The organism is Neobacillus driksii (assembly GCF_013409995.1).
GTDB lineage: Bacteria > Bacillota > Bacilli > Bacillales > Cytobacillaceae > Neobacillus > Neobacillus driksii.
In genome coordinates this window covers 62,212-80,896 of record NZ_JACCBX010000018.1, presented here as the reverse complement: position 1 = coordinate 80,896, position 18,685 = coordinate 62,212, and the positions used below count along the sequence as shown (strand labels likewise).

At 39.1% G+C, this 18,685-nt stretch carries 18 protein-coding genes; 5 read left to right on the top strand and 13 right to left on the bottom strand.

Annotated features, from left to right (window positions below; genetic code table 11):
- Positions 1 to 30 precede the first annotated feature (30 nt).
- The 6 genes from F4694_RS28515 to F4694_RS28490 form a co-directional block, all read right to left on the bottom strand.
- On the bottom strand, positions 31 to 837 hold the full coding sequence (locus F4694_RS28515; protein WP_179603309.1) for a transporter substrate-binding domain-containing protein: 807 nt from the start codon (positions 835 to 837) through the stop codon (positions 31 to 33).
- Between the two features lie 15 nt (positions 838 to 852).
- Positions 853 to 1,581, bottom strand: coding sequence for an amino acid ABC transporter ATP-binding protein (locus F4694_RS28510; RefSeq protein ID WP_179603308.1), 729 nt, complete (start codon positions 1,579 to 1,581; stop codon positions 853 to 855).
- A gap of 299 nt (positions 1,582 to 1,880) precedes the next feature.
- Positions 1,881 to 2,945, bottom strand: a complete 1,065-nt coding sequence (gene mtnA / locus F4694_RS28505; protein ID WP_179603307.1) for an S-methyl-5-thioribose-1-phosphate isomerase — start codon at positions 2,943 to 2,945, stop codon at positions 1,881 to 1,883.
- Between the two features lie 5 nt (positions 2,946 to 2,950).
- Positions 2,951 to 4,183, bottom strand: a complete 1,233-nt coding sequence (gene mtnK, locus F4694_RS28500) for an S-methyl-5-thioribose kinase (protein WP_179603306.1) — start codon at positions 4,181 to 4,183, stop codon at positions 2,951 to 2,953.
- 130 nt (positions 4,184 to 4,313) lie between these two features.
- Positions 4,314 to 5,306, bottom strand: a complete 993-nt coding sequence (locus F4694_RS28495) for a Gfo/Idh/MocA family protein (protein WP_179603305.1) — start codon at positions 5,304 to 5,306, stop codon at positions 4,314 to 4,316.
- 12 nt (positions 5,307 to 5,318) lie between these two features.
- Positions 5,319 to 6,761 carry a PstS family phosphate ABC transporter substrate-binding protein gene (locus tag F4694_RS28490; protein WP_179603304.1) on the bottom strand — a complete coding sequence of 481 codons (1,443 nt, stop codon included), beginning with the start codon at positions 6,759 to 6,761 and terminating at the stop codon, positions 5,319 to 5,321.
- A 208-nt stretch (positions 6,762 to 6,969) separates the two neighbouring features.
- On the opposite strand from F4694_RS28490, the gene F4694_RS28485 reads away from it, so the two are divergent.
- Together F4694_RS28485 and F4694_RS28480 are read left to right on the top strand one after the other, a co-directional pair.
- Positions 6,970 to 7,977, top strand: a complete 1,008-nt coding sequence (locus F4694_RS28485; protein WP_179603303.1) for a GNAT family N-acetyltransferase — start codon at positions 6,970 to 6,972, stop codon at positions 7,975 to 7,977.
- Between the two features lie 12 nt (positions 7,978 to 7,989).
- Positions 7,990 to 8,301, top strand: a complete 312-nt coding sequence (locus F4694_RS28480; RefSeq protein WP_179603302.1) for a YciI family protein — start codon at positions 7,990 to 7,992, stop codon at positions 8,299 to 8,301.
- A 36-nt stretch (positions 8,302 to 8,337) separates the two neighbouring features.
- Here F4694_RS28480 and F4694_RS32530 read toward each other — a convergent pair whose 3' ends face one another.
- Together F4694_RS32530 and brnQ are read right to left on the bottom strand one after the other, a co-directional pair.
- Positions 8,338 to 8,472 carry a hypothetical protein gene (locus tag F4694_RS32530; protein ID WP_257029458.1) on the bottom strand — a complete coding sequence of 45 codons (135 nt, stop codon included), beginning with the start codon at positions 8,470 to 8,472 and terminating at the stop codon, positions 8,338 to 8,340.
- 487 nt (positions 8,473 to 8,959) lie between these two features.
- The gene (gene brnQ, locus F4694_RS28475) at positions 8,960 to 10,288 is read right to left on the bottom strand and encodes a branched-chain amino acid transport system II carrier protein (RefSeq protein WP_179603301.1); all 1,329 of its coding nucleotides are present in this window, start codon (positions 10,286 to 10,288) and stop codon (positions 8,960 to 8,962) included.
- 245 nt (positions 10,289 to 10,533) lie between these two features.
- Here brnQ and F4694_RS28470 point away from each other — a divergent pair, with 245 nt between their 5' ends.
- On the top strand, positions 10,534 to 11,994 hold the full coding sequence (locus tag F4694_RS28470; protein ID WP_179603300.1) for a M20 family peptidase: 1,461 nt from the start codon (positions 10,534 to 10,536) through the stop codon (positions 11,992 to 11,994).
- A 43-nt stretch (positions 11,995 to 12,037) separates the two neighbouring features.
- Here F4694_RS28470 and F4694_RS28465 read toward each other — a convergent pair whose 3' ends face one another.
- On the bottom strand, positions 12,038 to 13,270 hold the full coding sequence (locus F4694_RS28465) for a Zn-dependent hydrolase (protein WP_179603299.1): 1,233 nt from the start codon (positions 13,268 to 13,270) through the stop codon (positions 12,038 to 12,040).
- Between the two features lie 241 nt (positions 13,271 to 13,511).
- On the opposite strand from F4694_RS28465, the gene F4694_RS28460 reads away from it, so the two are divergent.
- Both F4694_RS28460 and F4694_RS28455 read left to right on the top strand, forming a co-directional pair.
- A complete protein-coding gene (locus F4694_RS28460; RefSeq protein WP_179603298.1) occupies positions 13,512 to 13,754 on the top strand; it encodes a hypothetical protein in 243 nt (80 codons plus the stop codon).
- A 45-nt stretch (positions 13,755 to 13,799) separates the two neighbouring features.
- Positions 13,800 to 13,961 carry a DUF3934 domain-containing protein gene (locus tag F4694_RS28455; protein WP_179603297.1) on the top strand — a complete coding sequence of 54 codons (162 nt, stop codon included), beginning with the start codon at positions 13,800 to 13,802 and terminating at the stop codon, positions 13,959 to 13,961.
- Positions 13,962 to 14,034: 73 nt separating this feature from the next.
- Here the strand turns inward: F4694_RS28455 and F4694_RS28450 are convergent, their stop codons facing one another.
- The 4 genes from F4694_RS28450 to mglB all read right to left on the bottom strand — a co-directional run bounded on the left by F4694_RS28450 (position 14,035) and on the right by mglB (position 18,668).
- Positions 14,035 to 14,790: an NRDE family protein gene (locus tag F4694_RS28450; protein WP_179603296.1), complete on the bottom strand. Its 756-nt coding sequence runs from the start codon at positions 14,788 to 14,790 to the stop codon at positions 14,035 to 14,037.
- Between the two features lie 93 nt (positions 14,791 to 14,883).
- Positions 14,884 to 15,906, bottom strand: coding sequence for a galactose/methyl galactoside ABC transporter permease MglC (mglC, locus tag F4694_RS28445; RefSeq protein WP_179603295.1), 1,023 nt, complete (start codon positions 15,904 to 15,906; stop codon positions 14,884 to 14,886).
- 13 nt (positions 15,907 to 15,919) lie between these two features.
- Positions 15,920 to 17,422, bottom strand: coding sequence for a galactose/methyl galactoside ABC transporter ATP-binding protein MglA (gene mglA / locus F4694_RS28440; RefSeq protein ID WP_179603294.1), 1,503 nt, complete (start codon positions 17,420 to 17,422; stop codon positions 15,920 to 15,922).
- A gap of 181 nt (positions 17,423 to 17,603) precedes the next feature.
- A complete protein-coding gene (mglB, locus tag F4694_RS28435) occupies positions 17,604 to 18,668 on the bottom strand; it encodes a galactose/glucose ABC transporter substrate-binding protein MglB (RefSeq protein WP_179603293.1) in 1,065 nt (354 codons plus the stop codon).
- Positions 18,669 to 18,685 lie beyond the last annotated feature (17 nt).

The following is an 18,685-nucleotide window of genomic DNA, read 5'->3' as shown; positions in this document are numbered from 1 at the left end:
CCATCCTGATGAGAAACCTGGTATTAATAATTAATTTTTAATCCATTTATCCTTAATCTCATCGTACTTTCCTGAATCCTTCAGGCTTTTTAAGGCTTTATTCAACTCATCTACAAGCTCTTTATTCCCTTTTTTAACAGCAATTCCGTAAGGTTCTTCTGTAAAGGTTCCTCCGACTAATTCAAATGATGGATCTTCTTCTGCCATACCGTAAAGAATGGAATCATCTGTTGTCAGGGCATCACCCTTACCTGCCTTTAGTGCTGTAAAGGCTTCAGCATAGTTTTCAAATTCAAGTACTGTTGTTTCAGGCGCTTTCTCACGAATATTGATTGAAGATGTCGAGCCTTTAACAGCAAGCACCGTTGTGCCTTTTTTCAAGTCATCAATGCTCTGAACCTTGCTGCCTTTTTTCACAAGCAATGATTGCCCGGCATCAAAATAAACATCAGTAAAATCAACTTCTTTTTTGCGTTCTTCCGTGATTGTCATCGTAGCGACAACCGCATCAACCTTACTATTATTTAAGAGACCTACCCTTGTTTTCGAAGTAACTTCAACGAACTCGGGCTTAACATCCTTGCCAAACATTTCTTCTGCCAACGCTTTGGAAAGATCGATATCGAACCCTTCCACTTCACCTGTTGATGGATTTTTCAATCCAAACAAACGCGTGTCATGCTTTACGCCAAATACAATTTTTTTGTCTTCCTTGATTTGGGCTAGTACATCCTTGCTGCTATCAGTAGACGCCTTGTCCCCGCCGCACCCGGCAAGAAATATGGCAGCCATTGCAGTGATTAACGCCATTTTCACGAATTTTTTTGTTTTGAACATTCCATTTACCCCCTATTAATGATTTAATATACGGCTGAGAAATAAGCGCGCCCGTTCTTCACGAGGATTCTCATAAAATTCAGCCGGAACAGCCTCTTCTAAAATTCTTCCTGCATCCATAAAAACGATTCGGTCGGCAACCTCTCTGGCAAAGCCCATTTCGTGGGTTACTACGACCATTGTCATGCCTTCCCTTGCCAGAGTCTTCATAACATCTAGAACCTCCCCGATCATTTCGGGATCGAGTGCAGAGGTTGGTTCATCAAAAAGCATAATTTCTGGTTTCATTGCAAGTCCCCGGGCTATTGCTACACGCTGCTGCTGGCCACCGGAAAGCTGGGATGGATATGATTCGGCCTTATCTAAAATACCTACCTTCTCGAGATATTGTCTGGCAGTATCCTTAGCTTCTTTTTCGGATTGGCCCAATACTTTCATAGGAGCTAGAGTGATATTTTCAAGCACGGTTTTGTGAGGATATAAATAAAAGTGCTGAAAAACCATGCCAATATTGCGCCTTAGCTTATTGATATCTGTCTTTTTATCCCCTACAGATATCCCATTTACGGTGAGCGTCCCGTCGGAGATTGTTTCCAGGTGGTTGATACAGCGCAGCAGAGTACTTTTCCCTGAACCGGATGGGCCTATTACAACGACTACTTCACCTTGATTGATTGTGAGATTAATATCTTTTAAGACTTGAAAATCTCCATAAAACTTATTTACCTGATTAAATACAATCATGCTTGACCTCCTGATTACAATACCCAGCAAATATCGAGTTTCTACTTTTAAAAATTTTCAGAATTAAGTAAATTATAGTCACATTTTGTCAATACTGTCAATTCATGACAAATTACCTGTTTTTTTATAGGTTTTTAATACTATCTTATATAGTGAAATCAAAAAGAAACCTCGCCAAGATAGCGGCGAGGTTTTGGATCGTTAAAATACCCATTACTATGTCAAACCGAATGTCAATTTGGCTTTTAAATATTTGAAAAGCACTTCAAAATTTATCAATTCACTCAGTTTTAAGATTTTTATTTTTTAAACATTTTTGGCAGGCTTTCGGTATATGGTACATACGCAATTCCATTTTCCGTAACAATTCCGGTGATTAATGAATGGTCGGTAACATCAAAGGCAGGATTGTATGTTTGAACACCCTCTGGTGCCATGGATTGCTCATACCACTTCGTTGTGATTTCTTCAGATGGGCGCAATTCAATATGAATGTCGTCGCCTGTTTTGCATTCTAAATCAATTGTAGATAATGGTGCGCAAACATAAAATGGAATATTGTAGTGCTGCGCGAGAATCGCAACACCAGATGTTCCAATTTTATTCGCTGAATCGCCATTTGCCGCAACACGGTCACAGCCGACTAGTACAGCTTGAATTTTACCTTCCTTCATCACGATGGAAGCCATATTATCACAAATTAATGTGACATCTACTCCAGCCTGCTGCAGCTCCCACGCCGTTAAGCGTGCACCTTGGAGTAATGGCCTTGTTTCATCTGCATAAACTTTGAAGTTAAAACCTTTTTCCTGGCCTAAATAAATCGGAGCTAACGCGGTGCCATATTTTGCCGTTGCAATCGTTCCAGCATTACAATGGGTTAGGATTCCCCAGCCTGGCTCCAACAGCGAAAGAGCATGCTCTCCAATTTCTTCGCAGATTTTTTCATCCTCCGCTCGAATGTTTTCAGACTCCTCTTTCAGTGCAGCCTTCACTTCTGCTATACTTTTACCTGCTTCTTTCTTAAATCGGTCTTCCATCCGATTTAATGCCCAAAACAGGTTCACTGCCGTCGGTCGTGAAGTAGCTAAATAATTCTTCACTTTTTTAAAGTCTCCAAAAAGAGTTTCATAGGTTTCTGCAGTAGATTTCTTGGTTCCTAAATAGGCACCATATGCCGCTGCAATCCCGATCGCTGGCGCCCCTCGTACCTTTAATTGATAAATCGCGTCCCATATATCTTCCATTTCCTTTAATTCTAGAAAATTTGTTTCGTTTGGTAAAAGTGTTTGATCTAATAATACTAATGTATCATTCTCATCATCTAATCTTACAGATTGAATGACAGTAACCGGATTTTGCACAACGTTTATGCCCCTTTCACAGTTGTCAGTTCAGCAGTTTGAATCACATTGATAAAATCTGCTCCAGTTTTAATGGAAGCGCAATTTAATATAAATGTTTTTCCGGCAGTTAAACAAATTTTTTCAGCACAGATTCTTGCATCACGGTCCTCAATGGTAGTTAAATCCTTCACCTTTGCAAGTCCGATAACTCTTCGTAAAAGCTCAAGTCCAGTCACAGCTGCAGTATCTCTTAAAATAGTATCTAAATAATATTCTTTAAATCCTTCATAGCTTGCCACACGTTCTGTCGCTTTCTCATCCCAAGTTTTGTTGAATTTATCAGTAAATAAATTTACAACATCTTTAATCGTGGTGATTAGATAATTCAAATAGTCATCCCGGGTTTCCTCTTCTTCTATCGTAACCTTACCATTTGCATAAGCAAAAATAAGATTGGCAATCACATTCCCAATATCATAGCCGGCAGGCCCATAAAACGCGAATTCAGGGTCAATTACCTTGGTAGAATCTCTTTTTATAAAAATAGATCCCGTATGAAGGTCACCATGCAGTAACGACTGAGCATTTGTCATAAACTCAAATTTTAACCTCGCACTTTCTAGTAGTAATTTTTTATCATTCCAGATGTTCTTTCTTACAAATTCCTTTGATCCCTCAAACACTTCATTTCGAGGGCAATCATAAAAAGGTTCTGTGTAAACTAAATCCTCTGTAATTTCACAAAGCTCCGGGTTTATGAATCGCTTAACCAGTTCTTTCTTTTCCTTATGTTCTACCACAACATCGGATGTTAATAATAAGGTATTGACTAGAAAAGTAGAAATATGGTCGGCAAAAAGCGGGAATTTTTTATGTTTTATTAACGCTGTTCTCATAATCTCATGATCGGATAAATCATCCATTACCGTGCAGTTCATAATGGGATCATAGTTGTATACCTTTGGTACAAAACCAGGAGCTAGTTTATATTGGAGTCCCAGGATTTCACTTTCAATCCGATTACGGTCCGGTGAAAGTTTGAATTCATCAGAGATTCGTGCCACCGGTCCTGCTTGTTTAATAATGATTGACTGATTGTTTTTTATATCTACTATTTTAAAAACATAGTTTAAGTTACCATCACCAATTTCTTTACAAGTCAAACCCGCATCTTTTGGAAAGAGCTTGATTGCTTTTGCATAATCAATTGCGTCCTGTTCTGTCATGGTGAAATAATCAGCTGTGAAATCCTTCATTACTAACACCTCCAAATTATTTCTTTTTATAGTATGTTAATCCAAGGAGAGAGTTAGAACCGTTTAATACTAGGACAAATAAAAAAACAGCATACTCCCTAATCATTCTTTGGGAGTATGCTGCTTTTTTTTATACGAATTTAATACTATTTCCTGTTTTTATAGACTGATAACAAGCCTCGACCACACGCATATTTTGAATGGCATTTTCACCTGTATAAGATGGTTCGCCATCCTCCAAAATCACTTGCGAGAGATGCTCAACCTCAGCTCGATAAATATCGACCACTATTTTCTCTTCTCTCGTTTCAGCTTCTTTTTGGACAATAATAAGTCCTTCTCCCCCTACGTTATCTGGGCGGAATGCTCTTGGAACCTTTATCTGACCCTCGGTTCCAATCACTTCATACTCTGCTCTAAAAACCATATCAAAGCTGCAATCAAAATGAGCGCGAACACCATTTTCCATTTGCATATATCCAAAAGCAGATGTGTCTACTTTATAGTCAGAATCCATATTCGCTTGAACATGAACTTCTACTGGCTCAGACTCTATAATATTCCGAATGGCATGGATGGCATAACAGCCAACATCATAAAGACTTCCTCCACCTTTAGATGAGTCCATTCTGACATTGCCTTCTGGCTGGGCAAGGAAAAACGAAAAGCTGGCCCTCATGTATTTAACTTCACCAATTTCGCCACTTTTGATGATTTCTCTCACCCGTTCATGCTGCGGGTGAAATTGGTACATAAATGCTTCCATAAATTTAACGTTCTTTTGTTTGCAAAATTCAACCATTTCTTGCGTTTCTTGTGCCGTTAAAGACGCAGGCTTTTCGCATAGAATATGCTTGCCATGTTCGGCCGCTTCAAGTGTCCACTTTTTATGTAAATGGTTTGGCAGCGGAATATAGACTGCGTCAATCTCTGGGTCTTGGAGCATTGCTTCATAACTGCTATATGACTTTGCAATATTAAATTGTGCTGCTACCTCTTCAGCTTTTCCACTGGTTGAAGCGATTCCTGTTACCACAGCATTATTTGCCCTTTCAAATGCAGGGATTAATGATTTTTGAGCAATATTTGCGGTACTTAAAATTCCCCATCTTACCTTTTCCATCTGCGATTCCTCCTAGTTTTTTATATAACCTATTTTTTCAATAATTTCTTGACCCTGAGGCCCTTTCATCCACTCCAGAAAGGGTTCAATGGTTGTCTTGGTGTTATTCTTTAATGTTATCGCATAAAGGTTAGCAGTAAAAGGGTATTTTCCACTCGCAATATTCACTGGTGTTGGTTCGACACCAGTGATTGCAAGTAGTTTAATATTTGAATGATCTCTCATTCCTGTTGCAAAAAAGCGAAATGAAAATCCAATTGAATTATCATAATTCCGATAATCAGCCACCTGTTCGATAATCCCTCCCATTCCTTCTGGTACATCTTCCTTTAAAGGCTCCATAATGGGTATGTCACCCATAATCTTTTCGAGAAGCGTTTGACTGCCAGAATTTTTCGGACGTTGGAAGGCTATTATTCTTTCATTCTGTCCACCAAGTTCAGACCAATTCTTTATTTCCCCAGAATAAATTCTCTGAATCTCAGAGACATCCAAGCTATCTACCTTATTATCCGGATTAACAAAAAAGACAAATGCTTCCTTGCCAATCGGTGTCATGACTAGTTCCTTTCCCTGCCTTTTTGCCATTTCCTGCTGCTCTTTCGAGGGTTCTGCACCAAAGTATATGTCCACTTCACCAGACAAGAGCCGTTCATAGGCGTAAATTGTATTTGTGAAGCTAACGATTTCCATTACGTTATCGGCTTTACTGATGTTTTCATAGACTGTTTTAGCAAAAGCAGAATAGACTGGGTATGCTGCTTCTGCACCGTCTAATCTAGGCATTTCACTAGAATTCTTTATTGTAAAAGTAGATGGAGCTTCTAGTTTAGGTAAGATATTAGCTGGGTTTGTTACTTCATAAGGTGTTAAATCGGTAGATGAATAGCCGCCGCCATACTCAAAGCCATAGGACGGCAGGACTGTCTTACTTCGCTGCCACTGAACTGCGACCCCCGTACCCATTGCGAGGATGAATACTGCCAATAGCGTCATCACTTGCTTTTTGTAAAAAGTAGGGCGGTCCTTTTTTATATTGAAAGATACGAAAATAGTAAACACAAATGCTAGTTCATATGCTAAGGGTGCCCAAAGAAACAATCTTCCCTCGCCCATTAACATCGTTATAAAAAAGATTGGCGCCATAGGTATATGTAAAATACCATAAACTAACCATGAATCTGCCCCAAGAAACCCACCGCTAATCAGCATAAAAATTGCCCATAATACAGCTGTATAAACGACCGGAAGGAGGAAAATAAAACTAAGTCTGCTATCGTCTTCTGTTTTGAGCAGTCTCTTACTGGCAATTCCACCAGCAATACACCCGCCAATGATAAGCGGCAGAATAATATTAATCAAAAAATTGTTCGTTGTAATAAACAGTGTCATAAATGAAATGACAAGTGGAACTACACCAAAATACATAAACATAGGAAGCATACTTTTCCCCATACATACCACTCCTAAGACTTTTTGCATTCTTCACTTAGTGTAATTTTACACTCTATTGAATTATTTTACAACACTACCGTTAAATGGTATTTTGATGGTATTTCGAAACCTCAATGCAAACGGCCTTCTCAAGCTTAAGTAAAGAAGGATTTTATTACAATAAATAGAATAATATAATTCCTAATCTTTTATTTGGAGGAAGAGCTTAGTGGTATTTAATAGTAATTTATCTATAAAGGTACGGCTTCGAGATCTGCAGTTACCGGAAGATTATAAGCATATAGCTTTGCTGTTTAACTCCATTGAACCTGGTTCTACAACACTTGAATCTCTTGAGGATGAAGATCGCCATATCCCTCAAAAGTCCACACTCACCTTAAATGACCAAGGCCTCCTAACAGGTTTTGGGAGAATAAGAGTGTTAGCAGAACACACAAATGGGCAGGTCGTTGGATATGGCGCCTCATGGAGGGCTCCATGGAGTGATCCAGGTGAACTTGCCAGTTCTTTTTGCGTTCATCCGGATTTTCAAAGACAAGGTGTTGAGGAACTGATTCTTGCTCACCTCGAAAGTTGGGCAGCCAGCCACAAAGCTTCCGTCTTACTTTCTGAAGTAAAGGATTGGATTACAGGCTCCCTTCCTTTTACACAGAAGCATGGTTTTTTACTGGATGCACATATTTTTGAATTAAGGTTAAACTTAAATCAGATAGACTTAACCAATTTTGCAGACTCCGTACATAGATTACCGAATTCTGGTATCACTTTTGTTACCTTAGCTGATATTTCAGGCGAGGTTTCAGAAAAGAAATTATATGATTTATATGTAGACACATCAAAAGACAACCCAGGGCAATTTGGGAACCTTCCTGCTTTTCCGGAGTGGCGTAAAGAGGCACTTCCTGAAGATTATTCGCAAGAAAAGTGGGTATTTATCGCTCTTGATGGTGATCGTTTTGTTGGAGTGTCTACCCTATTCAGTACGGAGGAGACAGGGGTCATGTATACGGATTACACAGGGGTCGACCGACTTTATCGCGGCCGTGGAATTGCCAAAGCCCTAAAACTTCTATCCATTCAAGCGGCGCTAAATGAAGGTGCTCATACGATGACGACGGAAACGGAAGCTGGAAATGAAGCGATGCAAAAGCTTAATAGAGGTTTAGGCTATCTGCCTGGTAAAGGACATTATCGTATTCGCAAAGCATTACTATAGGGGGGTTGTTACATGGAAAAGTTGCAGTTTTTATACAAGCTTAACCTTATTCCTTCATTATTGGAGGAAGCCAATTGGACAGAAAAGGAAGAAGCCATTGTACAGAATCATTTCGAGGTCCTGCAAGGATTGCTGCAGGAAGGTAAACTTATCTTAGCTGGCAGAACATTGAATATGGATCCATCTGGGATGGGAATTGTTATTCTTGAAGTTGACTCTGAGGAAGAAGCAAGAGAACTGATGGAAAATGACCCAGCTGTAAAAGAAGGAATCATGGAGGCACAACTTTTTCCATATCGCGTAGCGTTAATAAGAAAAGGGTAGCCTAATTACAACTAAATAAAAAAACGAATCTCAACATTATCTTTGAGAATCGTCTCTAAACAAGCTTACTACATATTCTAATTCATCTTTAGTCCATTGTTTTTGAGCAAATGTTGATGCAACGATGTATTTTCCGTAAGTGTCCATAAAGTTTTCAATTGCCTTTTTCATTTTATTACCACCTTTGTATGATTTATATCTTTATTATCGTACATTGGTGTGACTTTTTACAAAGCGATGGAAAACGGAAACATTTGCCATAAAAACGTTAACATATTCATTGTAAGCGTGTATAATATCCAGTTTTCTTATGATTGCACGTTTTTTCGTTATCTTACATACATTAGGCTCTGTTAAAACTGAATGCTGATTTCACTGTGTTTGGAAAATAAGCGGAGAATTACCGTTTAAATTGGGAAATACCCATATTTCCTTAAAAATAAGCGGAGTTTTTCCGCTTATTGTATCCATATCCTTGGAATTTGTCTTATTTAAAGCAGTTAACCGGAATATCTCCGCTTATAACTGCTTCATAAGGTTCCTCTATATACAATAGCCGGAAATTCTCCGCCTAATGTTTCAAACACCTACACGAAAATCAACAATGAATCATAACAGTGCCTTACATTAAAGAGACTAGGGAGCATGCCCTAGTCTCTTATTTTGATGATGCTGCCAAATTAAATAGCTTTGTATATTGAAAAAGTAACCCTATCAGACCGCCCGCGATACTTGGGAGCAACCATCCTAATCCATTTGTGTAAAGCGGTATGAAAGAAAATGCTGTAGAAATGGATGCTATTTCAATACCAGCAGTTGATAAACCATCATATAGACTAATTATTCCCGCACCAATGGTTGCACCTATATAAACAGCCCTCGACACCGGTAGATACGAGTGCAACAGAGATAATAAAATCAGAACAATCGCAATCGGATAAATAGTAATTAACAGTGGTATAGAGAAATAAATTAATTGACTTAACCCTAGATTCGAAATGGTAAAACTAAATAAACAAAGAATGGTTACCACAACTGGATAGGAAAGTCTAGGAAATCGTTGACTTAGATACTCACCACATGCAGCCACCAAACCTACAGAAGTGGTCAAACAGGCTCCGGTGATAACCAACGCAAGAATGATGGACCCAAATGGTCCGAATAGAAGTGATGTGACAGAAGAAAGAATATCCCCGCCATTTTCCTGCATTCCTACACCCTCTACAGAGGTGGCACCAATAAATGATAAGGATATATAGACAAACGATAACCCCATACCTGCAATGATTCCCGCCTTAATCGTATAAGAACGAATAACAGCTGCTGATTTTATTCCCATTTCCTGCACGCGATTAATCACAACAACCCCAAAAACAAGAGCAGCGATCGCATCCATCGTTAAATACCCTTCGACAAACCCGCCAAAAAACGCTCCGTCTCTATATTTTCCTACTGCCTCACCAATGGAACCAATCGGAGAAGCAAATCCTCTGATTGAAATTACTACGATTAATAGTAAAAGTAGCGGTGTAAGAATTTTTCCAACACGATCTACTAGCTTTGCTGGATTTAGTGCAAGCCAATAGGTGATAAGGAAAAATACCAATGTTGAAATAAATAACCCCATGCTGCTTTCATTTGGCAGGAATGGAGCAACACCAATCTCATACGTAACCGTTCCGGTACGAGGGATTCCGAATAATGGTCCAATCGTTAAATAAATAATAACGGGAAAGACCTTAGCGAATGCGGGATGTACCCTATTTGATAAGTCATTTAAATCCCCGCCTGATCTCGCGATGGTAAAGACAGCCAAAAGAGGCAGGCCAACACCCGTTGCTAAAAACCCAATGGTAGCTGTCAATAGGGATTCACCAGCCTGCTGGCCAAGTAATGGCGGGAAAATAATATTCCCAGCACCTAAAAATAAGGCAAACATAAAAAAGCCCAAGGCTATGATTTCTTTTAATGGTAATTTTCGTTCCATGTGACGCTCCAATCTTTCATATAATATTTTCCAATTCCTCATTTCAGAAGAATAAAGAGATAATTAAGTGAAACTCGATAATATAACTATATTAATATACAAAATATCACGATAAACTGCAAAGAATTTTTAAAATAGTTGTTCAATTCTCAATAGAAATCACTTCAAAAAAATCTAGTATAACAAATAAAGGGATTTCTCTTCATAGTATTGAAATATAGAGATGAGAATGGAGGATTCCTATTATGAAAAAACGAAGACTTATTTTCGGGATGATTAGTGGATTGCTTATAATTTTTATTATCGTAACCGCTTCCAATGCAATGTTAGTTACTTCCAGACAACCTTCTCCCCAGCCAACAGTAGTGATGATTAATGAGGTTAAAGCTGTTGAGCACCTTTCGAAAGCGATTACGTATAAAACAATATCCTATCAGAAGCGAAGTAAGTTTGATTTTACTGAATTTGATAAGTTTATTTCTTTCTTAGAAGAGAGTTATCCATCCATACACACTCAACTCGAATTAGAAAAAATAAATGAATATGGGCTTATTTATAAATGGCAAGGGTCAGATTCTAGTAAAAACCCTATTGGCCTAACCAGTCATTATGATGTTGTTCCTGTGTTAGAAGGTACGGAAGACAATTGGGAACAGCCTCCTTTCAGCGGCACTGTTGAAAACGATAAAATATGGGGACGCGGAACATTGGATGACAAGGTTGGTGTAATTGGAATCTTAGAAGCCGTAGAATTTTTAATCAATGATGGTTTCAAACCAGCCAGAGATGTATATCTAATGTTTGGTTTTGACGAAGAAATTGGCGGGGATGAAGGTGCCCTTAAGATTGTAAATACCTTAAAAGCTAGAGGAGTCACGTTTGACTTCGTATTAGATGAAGGCGGAGCAATTGTTGAGAACATGGTTCCGGGTGTCGACCAGCCAGTAGGCGTGGTGGGAATCTCTGAAAAAGGCTCTGCTACCTCGGAATTGTCCATTGAAGGAAGCGGAGGTCACTCTTCTCAGCCGAAAAACCACACCAACATTGGAAGAATTGCGGGCGCGATCGCTAAGCTAGAAGATACACAGTTTAAAGGTGATCTTCGAGGTCCTGGTGAAGACTTATTTGAATACGTAGCACCAGAAATGAGTTTTCCGATGCGGTATGTTTTTGCCAATAAAGTCATTTTCGAGCCTATTATTGAGCAAATACTGTTGCAGCAGCCGGCGACCGCCGCTCTGATTAGAACCACCATCGCCCCAACCATTTTTCAAGCTGGAGAACAATATAATGCTTTACCTGAGAAAGCAACGGCAATTATCAATCACCGTCTAATGCCTGGGGATTCTTTAGAAGATGTCAAAAGCTTCATTGAGGATACGATTGAGGACGATGCTATTAACGTTACCGTTACCGGAAGTGAAGCTTCTAAGGTTTCTTCGACTAACGGATGGGAATTTAAATCTATCCAACAGGCGGCAAGAAATGTCTATAAAGACGCGATTATAGCCCCCTATTTAATGTTTGCCGGCTCTGACGCGAAGCATTATGACAGTATCTCCAAAAATACCTATCGGTTTTTGCCCGTGCAAATTACCTCTCAGGATTTAAACAGAATGCATGGCACAAACGAGCATATTAGTAAAGATAACTTTATTAATGCGATTAAGTTTTACGCTGAAATTATTAAAGAATCGAATTCATGAGGTACTAAAGAGACACCAGGTCCCATGACCGGTGTCTCTGCTCTTACTTCGATAATAACGCTAAAACAGTATCCAATAATACGGTTACCCCTTTTTCACACTCTTCCCACGAGGTCAGTTCTTCTTCACAATGGCTTTTCCCATTAAAACTCGGAACAAAAAGCATCGCGGAAGGTACAAGGCTGGCAATAAATTGTGCGTCGTGACCGGCACCGCTGACCATTCTTTTATTACTATATCCCAGTGACTGTGCCGATTTTTCTAATTGGTTAACGATTTCAGTATCAAACCAAACCGTATCCCGCTCCCATAATTTAGTCGTTGTTACCTCACAGCCTTCATTTAAACCGCGATTTGGAAGATCTTCAACGAATTCTTTAAATGTCTTTACTATCTCAGGATTTTTGTGTCTTGCTTCTAGAGAAAAAACAACCTTATTCGGAATCACGGTATGAATACTCGGGTACACGTTTACCCTGCCGATCGTAAATACTAATTCTTCATCTAATGGACCTAATACTCTGCGAATTTCATTAATGAGGTTATTGGCAGCAAAAAGAGCATCTTTTCTCATACTCATCGGCGTAGTTCCTGCGTGGTCGGATTCACCTGTGATTTCAATATCATAGCATGCCATGCCGACCACGCATTCGACCACGCCAATTGCCAAAGCTTCTTTTTCAAGAATCGGACCTTGTTCAATATGCAATTCTAAGAAAGCAGTACCCTCTTTAAGACGATTCTCTACTTCCCCTTCATACCCAATCGATTTAAGTGCTTCCTCAAAAGTGATTCCCGCAAGATCTTTCTTTTTCAGCATCACCTTCTTATCAAATTTACCTGAAAGCACGCCTGATGCCATCATCGAAGGCTCAAATCTCGCCCCCTCTTCATTCGTAAAATTAACAAGTGTGATTGGGATTTGAGGTTTGATATTATTTTCTACCAGTGTTCGTACAACTTCTAAACCAGCTAAAACGCCTAACACACCGTCAAACCTGCCGCCTTTTTTCACTGAATCCAGATGGGAACCAATCAGGATTGGAGGCAAATTCCTAGCACCTTCTAGTGTCGCGTACATACAGCCCATATCATCAACATTCACGGTTAAGCCTACCTCCTCACAGCATGACCGGAAGAAATCTCTGGCTAAGCGATCCTCCTCTGATAATGCCAGACGGGTTACCCCATTATTGTCAGTCCTGCCAAAGCGCGCAAATCGTTCAAGCTCATTCTTTAATCTTTCCCCATTAATTAAAAGCTTTTGCCGCTGCATGCATATCTCACTCCTTTTTTATGTTGGTAGGTTTAATAACGGAGTCTTTTATTGTGTTAATATTCTGTCAATATTAATTATATCTATTCTCATATGTCTGTCATTAGACAAAGTATCAATTTATTTCACTTTTTTGTTTTATAGTATGTAATGAGAAAGTTGCAAAAGAATGTTTATATTTTCCCCTTTTTGTATAACCTATGTTCGAATGTGGACTAGAAGTAATGATGGAGGTGTGGTAATGTCAGAGTTAGAACCTTTAGAGTACCAAACGGGAGCACCTATACTTGATTATGATATTATTGAAATTAAAAACACGGCAAATGGATTTGAAGTCCTGCTGGATATTAATTTGGACAGCGGCTATTCATTATCAAGAACAACCCTGGAAATTACTCATGAGGATTTACAAGGTTATGATACAAACGCAATTGAAGAAGGTATTAAATATGCATTAGGTTTTTTTGGGCACGAGACTCAATAACCTTTTTCAAAAGGATCCTGTCTTCAATCATGATGGAGTGGTTATATGCCCAAAGCAAAGGCGAAAAGTGGAGTAGGCAGAGGAACAGGTAAGAAAGGCTGGAATCGTTGGCAGGCTGGTGCTAAAAAAGCAAAAAATGCTAAGCCCTATGTCAGCAAAGGGACTAAAAGAGCGGAGCCAGATGTGGCCCCCGATAAATCCGAATAATTCCATTCAAACAGTTAATCAAACGTTTAATTAGTTTAGCAATCAATCTAATCAAACGTTTGATTAGTTTTTATCACCGTTTAATTGTATACTGTTGATCCTTTATTTCGTTATTGGAAAATACACGTTCCACATACTGTATTTCTTTTTCCGACAGTAATAAAACGGTTGAACTTCTCGTCCCATAATTTTCACTCTTGATAAACATTGGTGAAAGCATTCTCTCTAATTCTACTGATACACCAGTTTTAGGAAGGTTTTTATCCGGAGCTTGGTCTGCTTTTTGAAGCAGAGTTAAAAGATCTTCTACTAAATCCGTCTGTTTTTTGTTTATGATCTCTGTTAACCCCGCTTTGCCCATTTGCACTTTCGGCCATTCCGTATTTAATAAATGATTGCTGACACCATAAATCCCCGGCGTTAACTTCTTTAACTCCTGTCCTACATTCGAATAATAATATAGCTGATCTCCATCGCCAGCCAGTAAATTGTACCCCGGATGTAAGGCATTATTTCTAGCTAGACCCTTTATATACTCTAAAACATCTCCATTATACTTTAGTGCGTCTAATACAAGTTCTCCACGTGACCGTTTTCCCTCTGTCACTTCGTTGGGATCCCGATAATTCGTTAAAGCAGCAAATTGCCCACTTCTCGTAACACCCATCCACGTACCCATTTTTTCTAAATCCCGTCCTGCGAGGATGTCCGGAGCGTCTTCCCAAAAATGTGCAGGAGCTGTTGGTCTTTGATAAAATTCATCTCGATTAGCAGCAACGATTAGCTTATATGTTGGATGAACTTGATAGGCAAACAATATTAAACACATTAATAGTCACAACCTTTTTTTAAATACTACCTATATTTTAACAGTTAATCCCAAAAACGAAAGGCATCCCCACATGGGAATGCCCGTTTGTCATTATTTTTTCTTAGCATGCTTCCGCATATCAAAAGCCACCGCTACGATGATGATGGCGCCTTTTACGATAAATTGAATATATGGACTTACACCAAGGAAGGCTAAACCGTAGTTTATAACTTGGAAAATTAGCACCCCTGTGATGACTCCCGGTACAGTTCCAATCCCGCCTGATAAGGAAACACCACCTACTACACAGGCTGCAATCGCGTCTAACTCGTACATATTACCAGTATTATTGGTTGCACTGCCAACACGGCCAGCTTCTAATGTACCTGAGAATCCATATAATAAACCTGCAATCATGTAAATGATGATAATATTTTTTGCAACGTTAACGCCGGAAACCTTTGCTGCTTCAGGATTGCCGCCAATAGCATACATATTTTTACCAAGCTGTGTTTTATTCCACATTACCCAAATAATGATCGAAAATACAATTGCATATAAAATCAGAAATGGGAATTCATATTGACCTAATTTAATTCCTTTTTGTGCAAATGTCGTAAAGCTTTCGCTTAAACCGCCAATTGGCTGTGCTCCATATGGAGGACGGTCAAAGTAAATAGACGTAATTCCGTAGACACCAATCATCATACCTAAAGTAGCAATAAAAGGCGGTACATGAAATTTAGATACAATAAACCCGTTTAACGTCCCAAATAGTCCCGTTACCAACATTGCAATAATAATCGGAACAAATAAAGGTAATTCCGGTAAGTTCGGATACATTTTATACGCATAATCCCCAGCTTGCAGTAACGACGCTGAGACTACCGCCGCAAGTCCGACCATTCGTCCGGCTGATAAGTCTGTCCCGCCTAATATCAAGATCCCTGCTATACCAAGTGCAATAATGATCCTTGAGGATGACTGGCTTAGGATATTAATTAAGTTCGTCATCGACAAAAAGTCAGGAGACGCAATCACAATCCCAATAACTAGTAGAATCAAAAATACATAGATAACATTATCAAATAGCCATTTTGTAATCGTAGATCTTTTAGTGGCCTGAGTATTCATTTTACATCTCCTCCTAATACAACGCTGCCAGTCGCATAATTTCTTCTTGTGTGGTTGTTTTTGTTTCTACGATTCCGGCTGCTCTTCCATTACTCATTACTAAAATTCTGTCTGTTACGCCAAGTAGTTCAGGCATTTCAGAAGAAATCATGATAATCCCTTTGCCTTGCGCTGCTAATTCATTAATCAGTTGATAGATTTCAAATTTCGCGCCAACATCTATACCTCTTGTCGGCTCATCCAGCAATAATACTTCCGGTTTTGTGAGCAGCCAGCGTCCAATAATTACTTTTTGCTGATTACCGCCCGAAAGACTTCCGATTGGAGTTCTTTGCGATGGTGTCTTTACTTTCATAGAATCGATTACCCACTTTGTATCATCATGGACTTTGCTTTCTGATAAAAACAATCCTTTTCGATATTGAGAAAGGTTGGCAATAATAGAGTTGAAGCTAATGCTGAGCTGTGGATATATCCCAGTTGTTCTTCTTTCTTCTGTTACCAATGCAAAGCCATTTTTTATGGCATGCTGCGGGGAAAGATTTTGAACCACTTTACCATTTAATTCAATACTTCCTGATTTAACTCCTCTGATTCCGAACAGTGCTTCCATCACCTCTGTACGTTTGGAACCGACCAAACCGGCAATCCCTAATATCTCCCCTTTTCTTAACTCAAAGTTAATAGCAGAAAATGACCCTTCTGTTTCTGCAGTTAAATCTTTAACCTTAAGGGTTACCTCCCCAGGTTGATTGATCTTAGCTGGAAAACGCTGTGATAAGTCACGGCCAACCATTAACTTTATGATTTCGTCCGTTGTTAATTCTTTCGCACTTTTCGTTGCAATGTACTGACCATCACGCATGATGGTCACCTCGTCAGAGATTTTTAAAATTTCTTCCATCTTGTGTGAAATATAGATAATCGCTACGTTTTCACTTTGCAATTTTTTAATAATCGTAAATAAATGATTTACTTCTTTTTCTGTAAGGGAGGAAGTTGGCTCGTCCATTACGATTAATTTAGAATGGTATGAAACAGCTTTTGCAATTTCCACCATCTGCATTTCAGAAACAGATAAGGTTCCTACTTTACTGCGTGGATCAATGTTAATGTCAAGGCTCTTGAAGATAGCGGCTGTATCTTCATACATTTTCTTTTCATCAATAAAAATGCCTTTTTTCGGATATCTTCCTAGCCAAATATTGTCCATAACATTTTGCTGACGGACTTGGTTGAGTTCCTGATGGACCATTGAAACTCCGTTTTCAAGAGCTTGCTTTGAATTCGCAAACGAAACCTCTTTTCCCTCTAACAGAATTTTTCCTTCATCCATGGAATAAATCCCGAATAAGCACTTCATTAAGGTCGATTTCCCTGCACCATTCTCACCCATTAAGGCATGTACTGTCCCTGCCTTCACTTTAAGTGAAACGTTATTAAGAGCAATTACGCCAGGAAATCTCTTTGTTAAATTAATCATTTCGAGTAAATTCGTTGAACTGGCCTTTGACATGCTTAAACCTCCTTGCCTAACCATTTAAACTGCGTTTTTATATAGTAAGATTTGAATTTATCAGTCCTGTTTCAAATGTACCTTGAAACATAACCCCGAACGAAGGAAAAGAATAATGATCCTTTTCCTTTGTTCGAGGAGCGCCTTAGAGGCAATCCTCGGACCAGGCGCTTCTGCTTTTCTATTTGTATGCGTCTTTTCCAACTTGGATATTTTCTTTGGTAATCTCGATATAAGGTACACGAACCGCTTTGGAGTCGTCTAATTTCCATTCTGTTCCTTCTAATACGTCCTTACCGTTAGCAGCATTGGCAGCTAGTTGAACGGTTGCTGCACCTTGGTTTTTCGCATCATTCAAAACAGATCCAACCATTTTTCCTTTTTCAATCATTTCAAGTGCTTCTGGAATCGCATCTACCCCAACAACTGGCATAAACTTGTCACCCGAGAAGTAGCCTGCTTTTTCAAGTGAAGCGATAGCACCTAATGCCATACCATCGTTATTTGCAATAACAAATTCGATACTCTCGTTGTATTTTGCAATCCAAGCATCCATTTTTTCTGTTGCTTTCATTGCATCCCACATACCTGTATCTAATGCTAATTCATCTACTTCAATTCCCTTTTCCTTCACAGTGTCAACAACATATTTAGTACGAGCTTCAGCGTCAGGGTGACCCGGTTCACCTTTTAATAAAACGTATTGAAGCTTTCCATCACCATTTTTATCCCATTTTTCTTTGTTTGCTTCCCAAGCCTTGGCGATTAATTCACCTTGGAGGATACCAGATTCAGATGAAGTCGTTCCTACATAGTAAGCTTTTTCATATCCTTTTAATACAGAGGCATCTGGCTCTTTGTTAAAGAAGATAACTGGAATGTCCTTTACTTTAGCCTTATCAATAATGGTTTGTGCTGCTTTAGGGTCTACAAGGTTAATAGCCAGCGATTTTGCCCCTTTTGCTATGAGTGTATCAACTTGCTCCACTTGCTTTGCTTGGTCATTTTGAGAGTCATTTAGCATTAAATTAACTTTTCCGTCAGCTGTAGTTTCCATCGCACGACGTACATAGGACATGAAGTTGTCATCGAATTTATAAATGGTTGCACCTACTGCTGGCAGATCGCTGTCCTTGCCTTTTCCAGAATCTGTGGAACTGCTCTCTGTACTGCCACAGCCAGTTGCTAATAGAATGCTAGATGCAACTGTTAAAGATAGAACTAACCCTTTTTTGTTTTTAAACATGTCATCCTTCTCCTTTT